At 42.0% G+C, this 15,334-nt stretch carries 17 protein-coding genes; all 17 read left to right on the top strand.

Features of this window, described 5'->3' with window-relative positions; genetic code table 11:
• Positions 1–62: 62 nt before the first annotated feature.
• Entirely contained in the window at positions 63–509 is a 447-nt protein-coding gene (gene ndk / locus CHI10_RS12985; protein WP_035330143.1) for a nucleoside-diphosphate kinase, read from the top strand.
• Between the two features lie 120 nt (positions 510–629).
• Positions 630–1,403: a CheR family methyltransferase gene (locus CHI10_RS12980; protein ID WP_095244688.1), complete on the top strand. Its 774-nt coding sequence runs from the start codon at positions 630–632 to the stop codon at positions 1,401–1,403.
• A 201-nt stretch (positions 1,404–1,604) separates the two neighbouring features.
• Positions 1,605–2,777 carry a chorismate synthase gene (aroC, locus tag CHI10_RS12975; RefSeq protein WP_095244687.1) on the top strand — a complete coding sequence of 391 codons (1,173 nt, stop codon included), beginning with the start codon at positions 1,605–1,607 and terminating at the stop codon, positions 2,775–2,777.
• Positions 2,777–3,853, top strand: coding sequence for a 3-dehydroquinate synthase (gene aroB, locus CHI10_RS12970; RefSeq protein WP_095244686.1), 1,077 nt, complete (start codon positions 2,777–2,779; stop codon positions 3,851–3,853). The genes aroC and aroB overlap by 1 nt, the downstream gene beginning before the upstream one ends.
• 35 nt (positions 3,854–3,888) lie before the next feature.
• A complete protein-coding gene (gene aroH, locus CHI10_RS12965) occupies positions 3,889–4,263 on the top strand; it encodes a chorismate mutase (RefSeq protein WP_095244685.1) in 375 nt (124 codons plus the stop codon).
• A gap of 87 nt (positions 4,264–4,350) precedes the next feature.
• Complete coding sequence (hisC, locus tag CHI10_RS12960) at positions 4,351–5,451, top strand: histidinol-phosphate transaminase (RefSeq protein ID WP_095244684.1); 1,101 nt, start codon at positions 4,351–4,353, stop codon at positions 5,449–5,451.
• Between the two features lie 94 nt (positions 5,452–5,545).
• Positions 5,546–6,652: a prephenate dehydrogenase gene (locus CHI10_RS12955; protein WP_095244683.1), complete on the top strand. Its 1,107-nt coding sequence runs from the start codon at positions 5,546–5,548 to the stop codon at positions 6,650–6,652.
• A gap of 35 nt (positions 6,653–6,687) precedes the next feature.
• On the top strand, positions 6,688–7,980 hold the full coding sequence (aroA, locus tag CHI10_RS12950; protein ID WP_095244682.1) for a 3-phosphoshikimate 1-carboxyvinyltransferase: 1,293 nt from the start codon (positions 6,688–6,690) through the stop codon (positions 7,978–7,980).
• A 113-nt stretch (positions 7,981–8,093) separates the two neighbouring features.
• Positions 8,094–8,999 (top strand): hypothetical protein, encoded by a 906-nt coding sequence (locus tag CHI10_RS12945; protein ID WP_095244681.1) that lies wholly within the window; start codon positions 8,094–8,096, stop codon positions 8,997–8,999.
• 19 nt (positions 9,000–9,018) lie between these two features.
• The gene (locus CHI10_RS12940; protein ID WP_095244680.1) at positions 9,019–10,281 is read left to right on the top strand and encodes a tetratricopeptide repeat protein; all 1,263 of its coding nucleotides are present in this window, start codon (positions 9,019–9,021) and stop codon (positions 10,279–10,281) included.
• Between the two features lie 73 nt (positions 10,282–10,354).
• A complete protein-coding gene (locus CHI10_RS12935; protein WP_095244679.1) occupies positions 10,355–10,900 on the top strand; it encodes a ReoY family proteolytic degradation factor in 546 nt (181 codons plus the stop codon).
• Positions 10,901–11,013: 113 nt separating this feature from the next.
• The gene (locus CHI10_RS12930) at positions 11,014–11,478 is read left to right on the top strand and encodes a YpiF family protein (protein ID WP_095244678.1); all 465 of its coding nucleotides are present in this window, start codon (positions 11,014–11,016) and stop codon (positions 11,476–11,478) included.
• A 149-nt stretch (positions 11,479–11,627) separates the two neighbouring features.
• Positions 11,628–12,134 (top strand): Rieske (2Fe-2S) protein, encoded by a 507-nt coding sequence (locus tag CHI10_RS12925; protein WP_095244677.1) that lies wholly within the window; start codon positions 11,628–11,630, stop codon positions 12,132–12,134.
• Between the two features lie 3 nt (positions 12,135–12,137).
• Complete coding sequence (gene qcrB / locus CHI10_RS12920; protein WP_035330156.1) at positions 12,138–12,812, top strand: menaquinol-cytochrome c reductase cytochrome b subunit; 675 nt, start codon at positions 12,138–12,140, stop codon at positions 12,810–12,812.
• 43 nt (positions 12,813–12,855) lie between these two features.
• Positions 12,856–13,623 (top strand): menaquinol-cytochrome c reductase cytochrome b/c subunit, encoded by a 768-nt coding sequence (locus tag CHI10_RS12915; RefSeq protein WP_095244676.1) that lies wholly within the window; start codon positions 12,856–12,858, stop codon positions 13,621–13,623.
• 121 nt (positions 13,624–13,744) lie between these two features.
• Entirely contained in the window at positions 13,745–14,341 is a 597-nt protein-coding gene (lhaT, locus tag CHI10_RS12910) for a lipoprotein heptaprenylglyceryl N-acetyltransferase LhaT (protein WP_095244675.1), read from the top strand.
• Positions 14,342–14,489: 148 nt separating this feature from the next.
• On the top strand, positions 14,490–15,266 hold the full coding sequence (ypjB, locus tag CHI10_RS12905) for a sporulation protein YpjB (protein ID WP_061792753.1): 777 nt from the start codon (positions 14,490–14,492) through the stop codon (positions 15,264–15,266).
• Positions 15,267–15,334 lie beyond the last annotated feature (68 nt).

Genomic DNA, 15,334 nt, shown 5'->3' with positions numbered 1-15,334 from the left:
CAATGTTAATATTTTCGTGGATTAACATTATAACTATACATAAGTTTTAGGAGTGGAATTCAATGGAAAGAACTTTTTTAATGGTTAAACCAGACGGTGTACAGCGCAATTTAATCGGGGAAATCGTTTCCCGTTTCGAAAAGAAAGGCTTTCAGCTAGTAGGCGGCAAGCTAATGAGCATTAGCCAGGAACTTGCGGAAGAGCATTATGGAGAGCATAAAGAGCGTCCATTCTTTGGAGAGCTTGTTGACTTTATTACATCCGGACCAGTTTTCGCAATGGTGTGGGAAGGTGAAAATGTTATCGCAACAGCTCGTCAGATGATGGGTTCAACAAATCCTAAAGATGCTGCTCCAGGAACAATCCGCGGAGATTTCGGCATTACAGTTGGAAAAAATGTAATCCATGGATCCGATTCACCTGTAAGTGCAGAACGTGAAATTGGCCTTTTCTTCAAAGAAGAAGAAAAAGTGGAATACAAAAAATTAATGAATGACTGGATTAACTAATATTTTAAAGAGTACTTGTCCATGACAAGTGCTTTTTTTGTAACCGAATTCATTATTTCAGCTGGATGGGTATAACCATAAAAGAAAAAAGCTCACCGGTATTATCAGAGGGGAAATAGAATGGCCGACGATTATCAGGAATTTATACAAAATATAAAAAGAAAAACAGGAATTGATCTTTCGCTGTACAAAGAAGCTCAAATGAAGAGAAGGCTCATATCCCTGTATGAGAAAAAAGGCTTTCAATCATTTGGAAGTTTTTTTAGCGCGTTAGTCAAGAATAGAGAACTGCTGAATGATTTTTTGGACAGGATGACAATAAATGTTTCCGAATTTTACCGGAATGCACAAAGGTGGGAGGTGCTCGAAAAAAATATCCTGCCTGGACTATTAGATCAAAATAGGAATCTGAAAATCTGGAGCGCTGCCTGTTCCACTGGTGAAGAACCTTATACAATTGCCATGATATTATCAAAAATGCTGCCAATGTCGCAAATCAAGATAAATGCAACTGATATTGATGAAAATGCCCTGGCAAGGGCACGGATGGGTCTTTACCCTGAGCGTTCGCTAAACGAAGTTCCTGATATGATGAAACAAAAGTTTTTTCAGCGGGAAGGAAGTTTCTATAAAATATCCGAGGATATAAAAAGGACAGTAACTTTCAAAAAGCAAAATCTCCTTTCAGATGATTTTGGCGGTCCGTATGATCTCATCGTATGCAGGAACGTTCTCATATATTTTACAGAGGAAGCAAAGGATCAGCTTTATCATAAATTCAGCGGCGCATTAAGAAAAGATGGGATATTCTTTGTTGGGAGCACTGAACAGATTTTTAACTCAGGCCGCTATCAACTGGCATCTGCTGAAACTTTCTTTTATAAAAAAGAATAATAACACATGGAGGATGATTATTTGGTCGTCCTCTTTTTCTTTTGTTTTTTAGTTTGGTAGTAAATAATATTCGTGTTAAAATGGCTCCATTCATAAGAAGAAATAAAATATTATAGGAATTTTCAATTTTATCTATTCTTATATTTATCATTATGTTATATTGGTACATAATCCTTTAATGAGTTGAAGGGGGAAAGAGTTTTGAGATATCTTACATCTGGTGAATCTCACGGACCGCAGCTGACTACTATAATAGAAGGGCTGCCAGCAGGAATGCCGCTCGTAGATTCAGATATAAACGAAGAGCTTGCCAGACGCCAGAAAGGATATGGCAGAGGCAGAAGGATGCAAATTGAAAAAGATACTGTTCAAATAACAGCCGGGATCAGACATGGATACACACTGGGATCCCCGGTAGCACTTGTTGTTGAGAATAATGATTGGAAGCACTGGACAAAAATTATGGGCCAGGATCCTCTCAATCCTGAAGATGAGGCAGAAATGAAAAGAAAAATCTCCCGTCCTCGCCCAGGCCATGCTGATTTAAATGGTGCCCTAAAATATGGGCACAGGGATATGAGAAATGTTTTAGAGCGATCTTCAGCCAGAGAAACCACAGTGAGAGTGGCTGCCGGTGCAGCTGCAAAAAAACTGCTTTCTCAGCTGGGGATTGAGGTTGCAGCACATGTTATTGAAATTGGCGGGGTTATTTCAGGCCAAAGAGATTATTCTTCACTTAAGGAGTTAAAGGAAATTACAGAAGAATCGCCCGTTCGCTGTCTGGATCAGACTGCCTCCCAAAAAATGATGGCTGCGATCGATTCCGCTAAGGAAAATGGCGATTCCATCGGCGGTGTAGTGGAGGTTATTGTTGAAGGAATGCCACCGGGAGTTGGAAGTTATGTACACTATGACCGAAAGCTTGATTCGAAGCTTGCAGGTGCGATGGTGAGCATCAATGCTTTTAAAGGTGTCGAGTTTGGCATAGGTTTCGAGGCAGCAAGGAAGCCTGGAAGTGAAGTTCATGATGAAATCGCATGGGACCCGGATAAAGGCTATTATCGGAAAACAAACCGTCTTGGCGGCTTAGAAGGGGGCATGTCAACGGGAATGCCAATCGTCATCAGAGGAGTAATGAAGCCAATACCCACTCTCTATAAACCGCTGCAAAGTGTAGATATCGAAACAAAGGAACCGTTCTCAGCAAGCATAGAGCGTTCTGACAGCTGTGCGGTGCCGGCAGCTGCAGTCGTTGCAGAAAATGTGATTGCCTGGGAACTGGCTTCAGCCATTGTAGACCAGTTTTATTCTGACCGGTTTGAGACATTAAAAGCGTCCGTTGAACAGCAAAGACAATTTGCGAGGGAGTTTTAATGAAAAGGATTTTAATCAAAACACCTGACAAGGCCTATCCGGTTTATATAGGGTCCGGAGCAATTGAGGGATTGGGATCATATATTAAAGATGCTTTTCCGGCCTTGACAAATGTAATGATCATCACGGATGAAACGGTTCGGGACCTGCATCTGCCAGAGCTGGAAGCGTCACTTACGGGGATTGAGGCCAAAGTCTGTACTGTGCCAAGCGGTGAGAAAGCCAAAACCTTTGAAGTTTACTATCAGTGCTTGTCCTTTGCTCTGGAACATAAACTTGATCGAAAATCTCTTATCCTGGCGTTTGGCGGGGGAGCTGTCGGAGATTTGGCAGGTTTTGTCGCAGCCACATTTATGAGAGGAATACCCTTCATTCAGATTCCAACTACCATCCTGGCACATGATAGCGCTGTGGGAGGAAAAGTTGCCATCAACCATCCTTCAGGAAAAAATATGGCAGGGTCTTTTTACCAGCCCCAGGCAGTGTTTTATGATCTGGCGTTTCTTGACTCCCTGCCTCAGAAAGAGCTGCGCTCAGGGTTTGCAGAAGTCATAAAGCATAGCCTGATAGATGATATGAACTTTTATTTGAACCTTAAAAACAACATCCTTACCCTTGAAAGCCTTCCCTCTGATGAATTAAGCAGGATGCTTACAAAGGGAATAGAGATCAAGGGCAGGATTGTTGCAGAGGATGAAAAGGAAGCTGGCGTTCGGGCATTTCTGAATTTCGGCCATACTCTGGGCCATGCAATTGAAGCGGAGAAAGGCTATGGAGAATGGACACATGGCGAATCTGTGGCAGTAGGGATGATATTTGCACTTCAATTAAGTAAAACACTGCTGGATCTTTGCTTTGATGTTAACGAATTCAAACGCTGGCTTGATCAGCTTGGCTACAAAACAGATCTCCCTGAAGATTTATCACATTCAAAACTGCTTGAGCGGATGAAGCAGGATAAAAAATCAGAGGGACAGAATGTCCGCTTTGTTCTTTTAGAGGAAGTGGGTAAGCCTGTCATATATCAGGTTTCTGATGACCTGATTTTGCGGGAGCTTGCTATTTTTACAAAATAAAAAGGCTGACAAAACAGTTATGGGAGGTGCTGTAAGTGATTCGAGGGGTGAGGGGAGCCGTCACCGTAGATGAGAATTGTGAAGCCGAGATATTAGAAGCGACTGAGCTGCTGATCAGGCAAATGATTCAGGAAAATAATATTATATCTGAGGATGTAGCTTCTGTCTTTATATCCGTTACGGAAGAATTAACAGCAGCCTTTCCCGCAAAGGCAATGCGTTCAATAGAAGGCTGGACATACGTTCCTGTCATGTGCATGAAAGAAATTCCTATTGAAGGATCGCTCCCTAATTGTATCCGGGTTATGATGCATGTGAATACAGATACTCCTCAGCAGAATATCCGCCATATTTATTTGCGTGGAGCCATCAAGCTTCGGCCAGATCTAAACACCACGAACTCTCCTTAATGGAGAGTTTTGTGATAATATAGGAGCAGACGAAAAGTGCTTTAACACGATAATTAGTGAAAGCGATAAAAAAAGAGGTGGATTTGAATGAAATGGAAGGAACAGCTGTTGAATTTAACTCCTTACCAGCCGGGGAAATCAATTGATCAAGTAAAAAAGGAATATAGACTGAATCAAATAGTTAAGCTTGCTTCAAATGAGAATCCTTTTGGATGCTCTGAAAAAGTTCTTTTTACGATGAATCAGTCGCCGTCATTTTTTGCCCTGTATCCCGATGGTTATGCTTCTGAGCTGCGGTCGGTTTTGGCAGGGCACTTAAGTATACAGAAAGATCAGCTGATTTTTGGCAATGGCTCGGATGAAATTATTCAAATGATTTCCAGAGCTTTATTAAGTCCGGAAACCAATACTGTTATGGCGGCGCCAACATTTCCGCAATATAGGCATAATGCTGTGGTAGAAGGTGCGGAAATCAGGGAAATTCCACTGGTTGAAGGAGAGCATGATCTTGATGGAATGCTGGCTGCCATCGATGAAAAAACTGCTGTAGTCTGGGTGTGCAGTCCAAACAATCCGACAGGGAACTATATTAATGAGTCTGCATTGCTTTCATTTCTGAAAAAGGTGCCTCAAGATGTTTTGGTTGTCCTTGATGAAGCTTATTATGAATATGTTACAGCAGAGGATTACTGCAATACATTGGATTTAATCCGGAATTACGAAAATTTGATTGTCCTGCGTACATTCTCAAAAATTTATGGCTTAGCAAGCCTTCGGGTAGGCTATGGAATTGCTAATCCTCAAACAATCAAAGCCCTCGAACCGGTAAGAGAGCCATTTAATGTAAATAAGTTTGCTCAGGCTGCCGCTGCTGCAGCCATAGGGGATCAGAATTTCATTGAAGAGTGCAGACGGAAAAATCGCGAAGGGCTCGAACAATTCTATGCTTTCTGTGAAGATCATGGACTGGGTTATTACCCTTCACAGGGAAATTTCATATTAATCAATTTTAATGCCGATTCAGATGAGGTGTTTCAATTTTTACTTGAAAAAGGGTATATCGTCCGGTCCGGCAAGGCACTTGGCTTCCAGGGCTATGTCCGTGTCACGGTAGGTTCTAAGGAACAGAATGATGGTGTGCTTGCCGCAATGGGCCAGTATCTTGCAAAGCAGGCTGCAGCATTGTAGGGATTTTTTAGGTTAGCAGTATAAATACTTTTTTGATATCCATTCAGAGGCATAATAATGCCTCTGAATTATTTTTAATAAAGGCGGTGAGAGGATGAGAGGGAAGATCTTTATTATTGGCCTTGGTTTGATCGGAGGTTCTTTGGCCCTATCAATAAAAAGAAAACATAGTGAAAGCATGATCATCGGCTTTGATGTTAATAAAGAGCAGGGACGCCTTGCCCAAATGCTTGGGGTCTCAGACGAAATTTCTGATACTATTAAGGATGGGGCAAGGGACGCTGATTTAATTTTAATAGCTGCACCTGTACAGGAGACTCAAAAAATAATACATATTTTAAAAGAGTGTGAATTGAAAAATAACGTCATCATTTCGGATGCAGGCAGCACAAAAAAAGAAATTGTAAGCTGTGCAAAGGTACTAAAGGAAAAAGGAATCACTTTTATCGGTGGGCATCCAATGGCAGGCTCCCATAAGAGCGGTGTCACTGCAGCAAAAGATTTGCTTTTTGAGAATGCCTTTTATCTGCTCACTCCTGAAGAGCATATTGCTCCGGCGGAGGTTGAAAGGTTAAAGGAATGGCTCTCAGGAACAAAAGCGAAATTTCTGACCATAGCTCCCGATGAACATGATTATATAACCGGGATCGTCAGCCATTTTCCGCATATGATAGCTGCTTCCCTGGTCCATCAGGCAGAAAAAACAAGCCGTTCGCACAAGCTGATTCCAAGACTGGCAGCTGGAGGCTTCAGGGATATTACCAGGATTGCCTCCAGCAGCCCTGCTATGTGGAGGGATATTCTCCTTCAGAATAAAGAAGTGCTGCTTAAGTTAATGGAGGATTGGCAGGGAGAAATGGAGATAGTAAAATCAATCCTCAGACAGGAAAACAGTGAGGGCATATTTGAATATTTTTCTCATGCAAAGATGTTCAGGGATGAGCTGCCTCAAAAAGAAAAAGGTGCAATTCCGGCATTTTATGATCTGTTCGTGGATGTACCGGACTACCCTGGTGTCATTTCAGAAATCACTGGATATTTGGCTCAGGAAGAAATCAGCATTACGAATATCCGAATCCTGGAGACAAGGGAAGAAATTTATGGAGTTCTGGTTATCAGCTTTCAAACGGAAGAGGACAGGGATCGGGCAATTAATTGCCTGGAACTGTATACAAGCTATGAAACAACCATCGGTCTATAGAGCGAATTTTTTAATTTAGCAAAGGGTGATGATAGATGATATCGGCAAAATTGAAGTCAAATGTCAAAGGTTTAAGCGGGGAAATAGCGGTACCCGGTGATAAATCCATATCACATCGTTCTGTGATGTTTGGATCCATTGCAAAAGGGAAGACCTCTGTAACTAATTTTCTGTTAGGAGAGGATTGTCTTAGTACGATAGCCTGCTTCCGCAAGCTCGGAGTAACTATTGAGCAGGAAGGCAATAAAGTTACAATTACGGGGCAGGGAATGGATGGATTACAGGAACCGGCTGATATTCTGGATGTTGGGAATTCAGGTACGACGATACGCCTTATGATGGGAATTCTGGCTGGCCGTCCGTTCCATTCAGTCCTTGTCGGAGATAAATCCATTGCAAAAAGGCCGATGACAAGAGTAACCTCGCCACTAAGTTTACTTGGTGCAAAGATTCATGGCAGGAAGAATGGGGAATTCACCCCCTTATCAGTCATTGGCGGCCCCTTGTCAGGAGTAACATATGAGCTTCCTGTCGCGAGCGCACAGGTTAAATCAGCACTGCTCTTTGCCGGCCTGCAGGCAAGCGGAGAAACAGTCATTATTGAACCTGTGAAGACACGTGATCATACTGAAAGAATGATCACACAATTTGGCGGGGATGTTGCAGCAGATGGGCAAACCATTCGGGTTAAGGGAGGCCAAACACTGACAGGGACAGAAATTCATGTTCCCGGTGATATATCTTCTGCTGCCTTCTTTCTGGCTGCAGGAGCCATTGTGCCTAATAGTGAAATTACGTTGAAAAACGTTGGACTGAATCCTACAAGAACCGGCATCCTTGAAGTGCTGCAGCAGATGGGTGCAGATTTCAGCATTGAGCCGTATGAAAATGGATCAGCTGAGCCTGCAGGGGATATTACCATCAGAACTTCTAAACTTAAAGGAACTGTTATCGAAGGGGCGCTCATTCCGCGGCTTATCGATGAAATTCCAATTATTGCCCTTCTCGCAACACAAGCAGAGGGAGAAACAGTAATTAAGGATGCAGAGGAACTTAAGGTAAAGGAAACGAATCGCATTGATACGGTTGTCAATGAACTCTCAGAGCTTGGAGCCGTGATTACTGCTACAGAAGATGGAATGGTAATCAGGGGAAAATCATCTCTTTCAGGTGGAACTGTCTCAAGTCACGGAGACCATCGGATCGGCATGATGCTGGCAATTGCTGCCGCCATTTCAAAAGACGAAGTTCACCTTCAGCAGAAAGAAGCAATTTCTGTATCCTATCCGTCGTTTTTTGATCATTTAGATAGCCTTATTTCAGATTGAATTACATTCATAGAAAAAAGAGCTGTTTTCCTGCAGCTCTTTTTCTGTACAAGCAGTCATATTTATCTGAAAATTTCATAGCTTGTCATAAGACCGTTTAAGAGGGTGGTTTTATGACATATATTATTGAGAATGCAAATCTGCTAAAGGAAGACAAGCTGTTAAAAACATCTATGCTGATAAGAAATAATGAGATTTCACTGATGCAGACTGAAATGAAAAGGTTTCAATTCACAAGAATGGATGCGGGTGCATTTATTATGTCTGCAGGATTCGTGGTTCTGGACACATCCATCCCGCTTGAAAAGCCCTTTTCAGAACTCAAAGAGTATTATATCCGGGAGTTTCTTTTAAAAGGATGTACAGCCTTCCTGACAGCCGTGCCTGTTAAGCATGAATATTCTTTGAAGAGTGATCTTAAAAGCTTTAATGCAAGTTTATTAAGCAGCCCGATTGATTATATTATTGGTGTGAAAATTCCTGTCCGTCTCCTTACCCCTTCTTTTATGAGAAAATGTAAGAGAGAAAGAGTTCCTGTTGTTTTTGTTGAAATACAGGATGCAAAGGAGCTTGAACAAGTTCCATGGGGTTGGCTGCGGGAAGCAATGTTTCCTTATAATTGTCCGCTTGTACCCATCTTTGCAGGCAGGAATGAAAAGGAGAAAAGCAGAATAAATACATTATGGGCAAAACTGATGCAGGAAGAGAAAATACCTTCGGTGCCGAATGAGCTGATGGAACACGAGCCTTTATCGAGGTCAGTTCTGTCCAAAGCCGGGATTTACCCTTTAAAAGGGAATATCCATCAGGGCGGGGAAGTCAGTTATAATTTATTTGAAAAACCTGAAGAAGGTCTTACCGTTGAAGAATCACAGCTGTTTCATTATCATAGAGATAAACTTGCTGTCACTGTACTGAAGGGAAAAGTGATTAGAGCCGGACAAGAAGTGATTTTTCGTTCAGGTTCCGGCGAGCAGGTTAAAATCAGCACACCAGCTTATTTTAAAATAGCCGATTAGCATTCGAAAGGAATTTAGTATGGATAAAGTAAATAAAATCATTACTCTTTTAGAAAACGGTCATCATGAAGAAGCGTTGGAGAGCTATCAGCAAATACTGCTGGATGGTTCCCATGAAGAAAGGTTCCTGCTGGCTGAAGAACTGTTCCAGTACGGTTTCCTTGAGGAATCAAAAGCCTTATATGAACGGCTTCTGGAAGCATATCCGGAAGAAGGAGAACTGCTCGTTCTGCTGGCTGAAACACATATTGATCTTGGAAATGAAGAGGAAGCCATCCTTGTCCTTGAAAGAATAAATGAACATGATCCGAGCTTTCCGCAGTCGCTTCTCTTATTAGCAGACCTTTATCAGATGGATGGTCTATTTGAGGTCAGCGAACAAAAGCTCCTGAAAGCAAAAGAAATATTGCCTGATGAGATAATTGTAGATTTTGCCCTGGGTGAACTTTATGCAGAGCAGGGTCGGTTCCTGGAAGCAAAGCGGATTTATGAAAAAGTTCTCAGGAAAGAGGAAATCATTGCAGGCATAAATGTAAATCAGAGATTGGCGGATATTCTCAGTGCAGGCGGAGCATTTGAAGAAGCCCTTCCATATTACGAAAAAGCGCTTGATGACAAACTGGAGATTAATACCCTTTTCAGTTATGCTTTTACAGCGCTTCAAGCCGGCTTTAACCGTACAGCCATTGAAAAATTGACTGAACTGAAGGAGCTGGATCCCGAGTATCATTCACTGTATTTATACCTTGCTCAGGCATACGAGCGGGAGGAAGAAGCCGCGAGCGGCCTGGAAGCAGTCAAGGAAGGCATAAAACAGGACGAATTTAACAAAGAGCTATTTTTCTATGGCGGGAAGCTTGCCTTGAAAAATGGCAATGAAAAAGAATCCGAAGATATGTTCAGGCAGGCTCTTGCACTGGATCCCGAATATGTCCAGGCAGCGATTCTTTTAAATAAACTTCTCCTCCAGCAGGAAAGATATGAAGATGTAATCGAAATTACTGAAATGCTGAACGAGCTGGAAGAGCCCCAGCTATTATGGGATTCAGCCGTTGCCTTTCAGCATTTAGAGGAATATTCAGAGGCATTAAACAAATATCAGCTTGCATATACTTTCTTTAAACAGCAGCCGGATTTTCTTTCAGATTACGGATATTTTTTAGCAGAGGAAGGAAAAAGGGAAGAGGCTGCCGAAATTTTTAATACATTAACCAAACTGGAGCCTGGCAATGAGGAATATCTGGATGTGCTGCAGCGACTCACGGATGATTTTCTTGATTAAATATGGCAGTTTCTATACTTAATGCAGTTTCAGTAAGACCAAATTTGTCTGTAAGCAGAGGAGGGAATCAAAAATGGCGACCCCTGTATCTGTCAACGAGAAGAAAGATTTTATCCGCTGGTTTTTGAACCATTATCAGCTCAAAAGAAGAGAATGTGTTTGGATTCTCAATTATTTGATGAGTCATGACCAGCTTATGGAGAAGGTGCATTTTGTGGAGCAGGCACAGTATTGCCCAAGAGGCCTGATCATGTCGACACATTGTGTGGATGAAGTTCCTTTCCGTTTTTACAAAGAGAATGTAATGACCACAGATGCGGAGAAGTCCTTCCATGATATTCGCTTAAACAGGGATGAAGAGATTTATATCCAGCTTAATTTCCATGCTTCAAATAAGGCCCATCAGTATGCAGCGGTCATGGAGGAAAATCCCTTTATGCCAAAGACACTCCAGGTAAACGAAAAGGACCGGCTGATTGCGGAAAGGTTCCTCGCGGAAAGCCTGGAAAAGTTTAGAAGAGAGAAACTCCTTGTACTCATTGATGAAGCATTGGATAAGCAGGATAAAAAAGCTTTTAACGTTCTGACTCAGCAGCTGAATAAATTAGAAACCACCTAAGCCTTGCTTTTATAAAAGCAGGGCTTTTATTTTGCCTGCATTCTCTGATTTGAAGCATTCTAATCATTAATGATATATTAAGGAAGGCAAATATATGTAATGGAGTGAATGATATGAAATGGATATCACAGGATATCGACATGTTCCTTAAAGAAAAGCAATATGTAGACACAGCTGTTCTCCCGCTTCTTCCTGTATCATTTGGCGATGATATCAAACAGTCTGTAGCGATGACAGAATTTATATCACTTCTAAGTGTGCAGCTTGAACGGCAATTCAGAGGGCGTCTCATCATGCTGCCTGGATATGCATATCTGAAACCGGCATCAGAAGAGAGCCTGATCAGCGGCTTGGGACAATGGGAATCAGAATTGAAGGCTCAGGGGTTTAAGCATATTTTCCTATTAACTTCGGACAGCATGTGGAAAACGTTCGAAGACCGGCTGGAAGGAGGCTTGATTTGGCTTCCATCTCTGCCTCTTGAGAATATGGATGAAAATTATAGGAACTCCATTCTCGATGACCAGGTGAAACAGCTGCTGAATCTTTTTGTCCAAAAGTGGCAAAATGGTGAATAGTGCGAATGTTAAGTCGCTCTATTTACATGTTTCGCCAAAGGATTATATTGACCTTGCATAAAGATTGATATATCATTGTTATGTCCTAGTTTTATATTGTGTTGAATTTTGTCCGTTGGACTTAACTTCATAATAGAGGGGGGAAAAGTATGAGCAAAAATCGAGTTACTAGACGTCAATTCCTGAACTATACACTTACTGGTGTAGGCGGTTTCATGGCAGCAGGCATGCTAATGCCGATGGTCCGTTTTGCGGTTGATCCTGTATTGCAGGCAGCTGGTGAAAGTGATTTTATTCCAACAAAGCAAAAAGTGGCTGAAATTACCGAAAAGCCGACAAGGGTTGATTACACTTACGAGCAGCAGGATGCATGGTACACATCCGAAGTTACCGGCACTGCTTGGGTTTATAAGGATGATAAAGGTGAAATTGTTGCATTGTCTCCAGTATGTAAGCATTTAGGGTGCGTAGTTGACTGGAATACTGACAAGTCAAACCCTGATCATTTCTATTGCCCTTGCCATGGCGGCCTTTATACAAAGGATGGGACAAACGTTCCAGGTACACCGCCGGTTGCATCACTTGATGTATTTCCTTACAAAGAAAAAGATGGCTTCTTGTATTTAGGCAAGGCTGAACCGCGAAAGGAGGCGTAATAATTGTTAAACAAAATTTATGATTGGGTAGATGAGCGTTTAGATATTACGCCGATCTGGCGGGATATTGCTGACCATGAAGTGCCTGAGCATGTAAACCCCGCACATCATTTCTCTGCATTCGTTTACTGTTTTGGCGGTCTGACGTTCTTCGTTACTGTAATTCAAATCTTATCCGGTATGTTCCTGACAATGTACTATGTTCCGGATATCAAAAATGCATGGGAATCCGTGTATTATCTTCAAAACCATGTTGCATTCGGGCAGATTGTCCGCGGAATGCACCACTGGGGAGCAAGTTTGGTAATCGTAATGATGTTCCTACATACGTTACGTGTTTTCTTCCAGGGAGCTTATAAGAAGCCCCGTGAATTAAACTGGGTTGTCGGAGTGCTTATTTTCTTCATAATGCTTGCACTTGGACTGACAGGTTACTTATTGCCTTGGGATATGAAAGCCCTTTTCGCTACAAAAGTAACAATCCAGATCGTAGAATCAACTCCGCTGATTGGAGAATATCTGAAAATACTAATTGCAGGACATTCTGATATTGTCGGCGCGCAGACGATCACCCGATTCTTTGCTATCCATGTATTCTTCTTACCGGCTGCATTATTCGGGTTAATGGCTGCCCACTTTATTATGATTCGTAAGCAGGGTATTTCAGGACCGTTGTAAGAAATAATTTTATGATCATTGCAAAAGGAGGGGAAATCGCCCAATGCATCGTGGTAAAGGTATGAAATTCGTAGGTGACTCTCGTGTTCCTGCAGAACGCAAACCGAATATTCCGAAAGACTATTCGGAATATCCAGGAAAAACAGAAGCATTCTGGCCAAACTTCCTGTTAAAGGAATGGATGGTAGGGGCTGTATTCCTTATCGGTTTCCTATGCTTGACAATTGCGCATGAGCCGCCATTAGAAAAAATTGCTGATCCAAGTGATACAGCTTATATTCCGCTGCCAGACTGGTACTTCCTGTTCTTGTACCAGCTTCTAAAATACAGCTATGCATCCGGACCTTATAATGCAATCGGTGCTTTTATTATTCCGGGTCTTGCATTCGGAGCATTGTTGCTTGCACCATTTATTGACCGCGGACCTGAACGCCGTCCGTCCAAGCGTCCTTTAGCAACCGGCTTTATGCTATTGGCTCTAGCCGGCATTACTTATCTGACTTGGGAGTCTGTTGCCCACCATGACTGGGAGGCAGCTGCACAGCAAGGTAAGATTGTGGCTGAAGTAGAATTCGATAAAGAAGACGAAGGCTACAAGATTTTTGAAGCAAACGGATGTATTTCCTGCCACGGAGGAGACCTTCAGGGTGGAGCAGGTTCACCTGCACTTGTTGACACTGGGTTAACACCTGAAGAAGTTGCTGACATTGCTAAAAACGGTAAAGGCGCTATGCCTCCAGGAATGTTCAAAGGTTCTGATGAAGAACTTCAAAAGCTTGCTGAATTCATTTCTGGCCTTGAAAGCAAATAATTAAAAAGAAGCTGGCATTGCCAGCTTCTTTTTTTTGCCAAATAATTGTTCGTTTTTTTATAGGAGTTTGATGTGGTAAAATAATGAAATAATCGTGTACATAGAGAAAAGGAGAAAAAACATGAAATGGATCTATCCTTTATTAGGCAGCAGAGCTATGCTGATACTCCTTCTGATTATTAACACAGCAGGCACCATCTATGGGTATATATGGTATAAGTGGCAGCTGGTAGATACACCGGCTATTTTCTTGCCATTCGTACCCGACAGCCCTACAGCGAGCCTGTTTTTTATGTTTGTGCTCATCGCCTTTCTAATGGGCAAAAATTGGCCATTGATGGAAGCTTTAGCAATTGTAACCCTTATTAAATACGGAATATGGGCTGTAGTTATGAATTTGCTCGTATTTCAGGTTACAGGTGGATTGGATCCCCTTGCTCTCATGCTGATCTTCTCTCATGGTGCAATGGCAGTCCAGGGTGTTCTCTACGCACCATTCTATCGCTTCAAAACATGGCATCTAGTCATTACGGGTATCTGGACTCTGCACAATGATGTAATTGATTACGTCTTTTTCATGCTTCCCCGCTATCCGATACTAAATCTTTACACACCGCAAATCGGCTATTTTACATTCTGGCTCAGCATTTTCTCACTAGGAACAGCGTATTACTTCGTCCTAAGAAAAAATCGATTTCGTCTGGATATAGTGAAATAGTGCTCCGATTCCCTTGATCCAAACCATTTAGTGTTTTGGGTCTTTTTTGTTTATATAGAAATAACCTGGCCCCCAAAATTATTTTCTGGTCTAACCTTGTCCCTCTTTTCATATTTATCTAATAGTAATTTGAGGGGGGACAAGTTTGATGAGGCGAAAAGTAATCGCATTCTTATTCATTATTATGTTATTGCCTGGAATGGTGTCTGCAGATAAGACAACAAAAATAGATAAATTAGATCAATTGTCTAATGAAGCCTTACAGATGGTTAAGCTTCACAGGTATGAGGATGCCAAGAAGCTGTTGGAGTATTTCTCCGAGCAATTCGTTGCTGTAAACGGCAAGGAAAGGCCATTTACAATGGACGAGCTGCGGATTATTACAGTTTCTCATGATGATGCTGTACAAGCTGCGGTAAATACATCTATGAGCCACGAAGAACGGCTTAATCATGCAACAAAATTCCGCCTCGTAATGGATGCGATTTCCTCCAAATATCAGCCTTTATGGACTGAAATGGAGAAGCCGATCATGTCAGTGTTTGGTGAGGTAAAGGAAGCGGCATACAGCGGAAATAACGAGAACTTCCATTCACGTTTGAATTCCTTTTTGTCTTTATATGAGGTTATTTATCCCAGTCTGAAGATAGATGTGGATGCAGAAAAGGTACAAAAACTGAACGCCCGCATAAATTTTATCGATCATTATCGGCCTCAGGTGCTTTCCCAGCAGGCAAGCCAGCAGGAACTTGCTGCATTGGAAAATGATCTGCAGACTATCTTTGATGAAATGACAGAAGATGAAACGGATCCATCCCTCTGGTGGGTGATCATCTCAACCGGGAGCATAATCATCATTACATTATCTTACGTAGGTTGGAGAAAATATAAGGGAGACAGGGCAAGACAAAAAAATCGATCTTAATAAGAAAAGCGGAAGCACCTTGCTCACCCCCGACAAGCACAAGACGAGCCTCACGGAAAGGCGTTCTT

Origin of the sequence: Bacillus sp. 7894-2 (assembly GCF_002272225.1) — a bacterium.
Taxonomy (GTDB): domain Bacteria; phylum Bacillota; class Bacilli; order Bacillales; family Cytobacillaceae; genus Cytobacillus.
The sequence above is the reverse complement of the archived record's forward strand: the minus strand, read 5'-3'. Positions and strand labels throughout refer to the sequence as shown.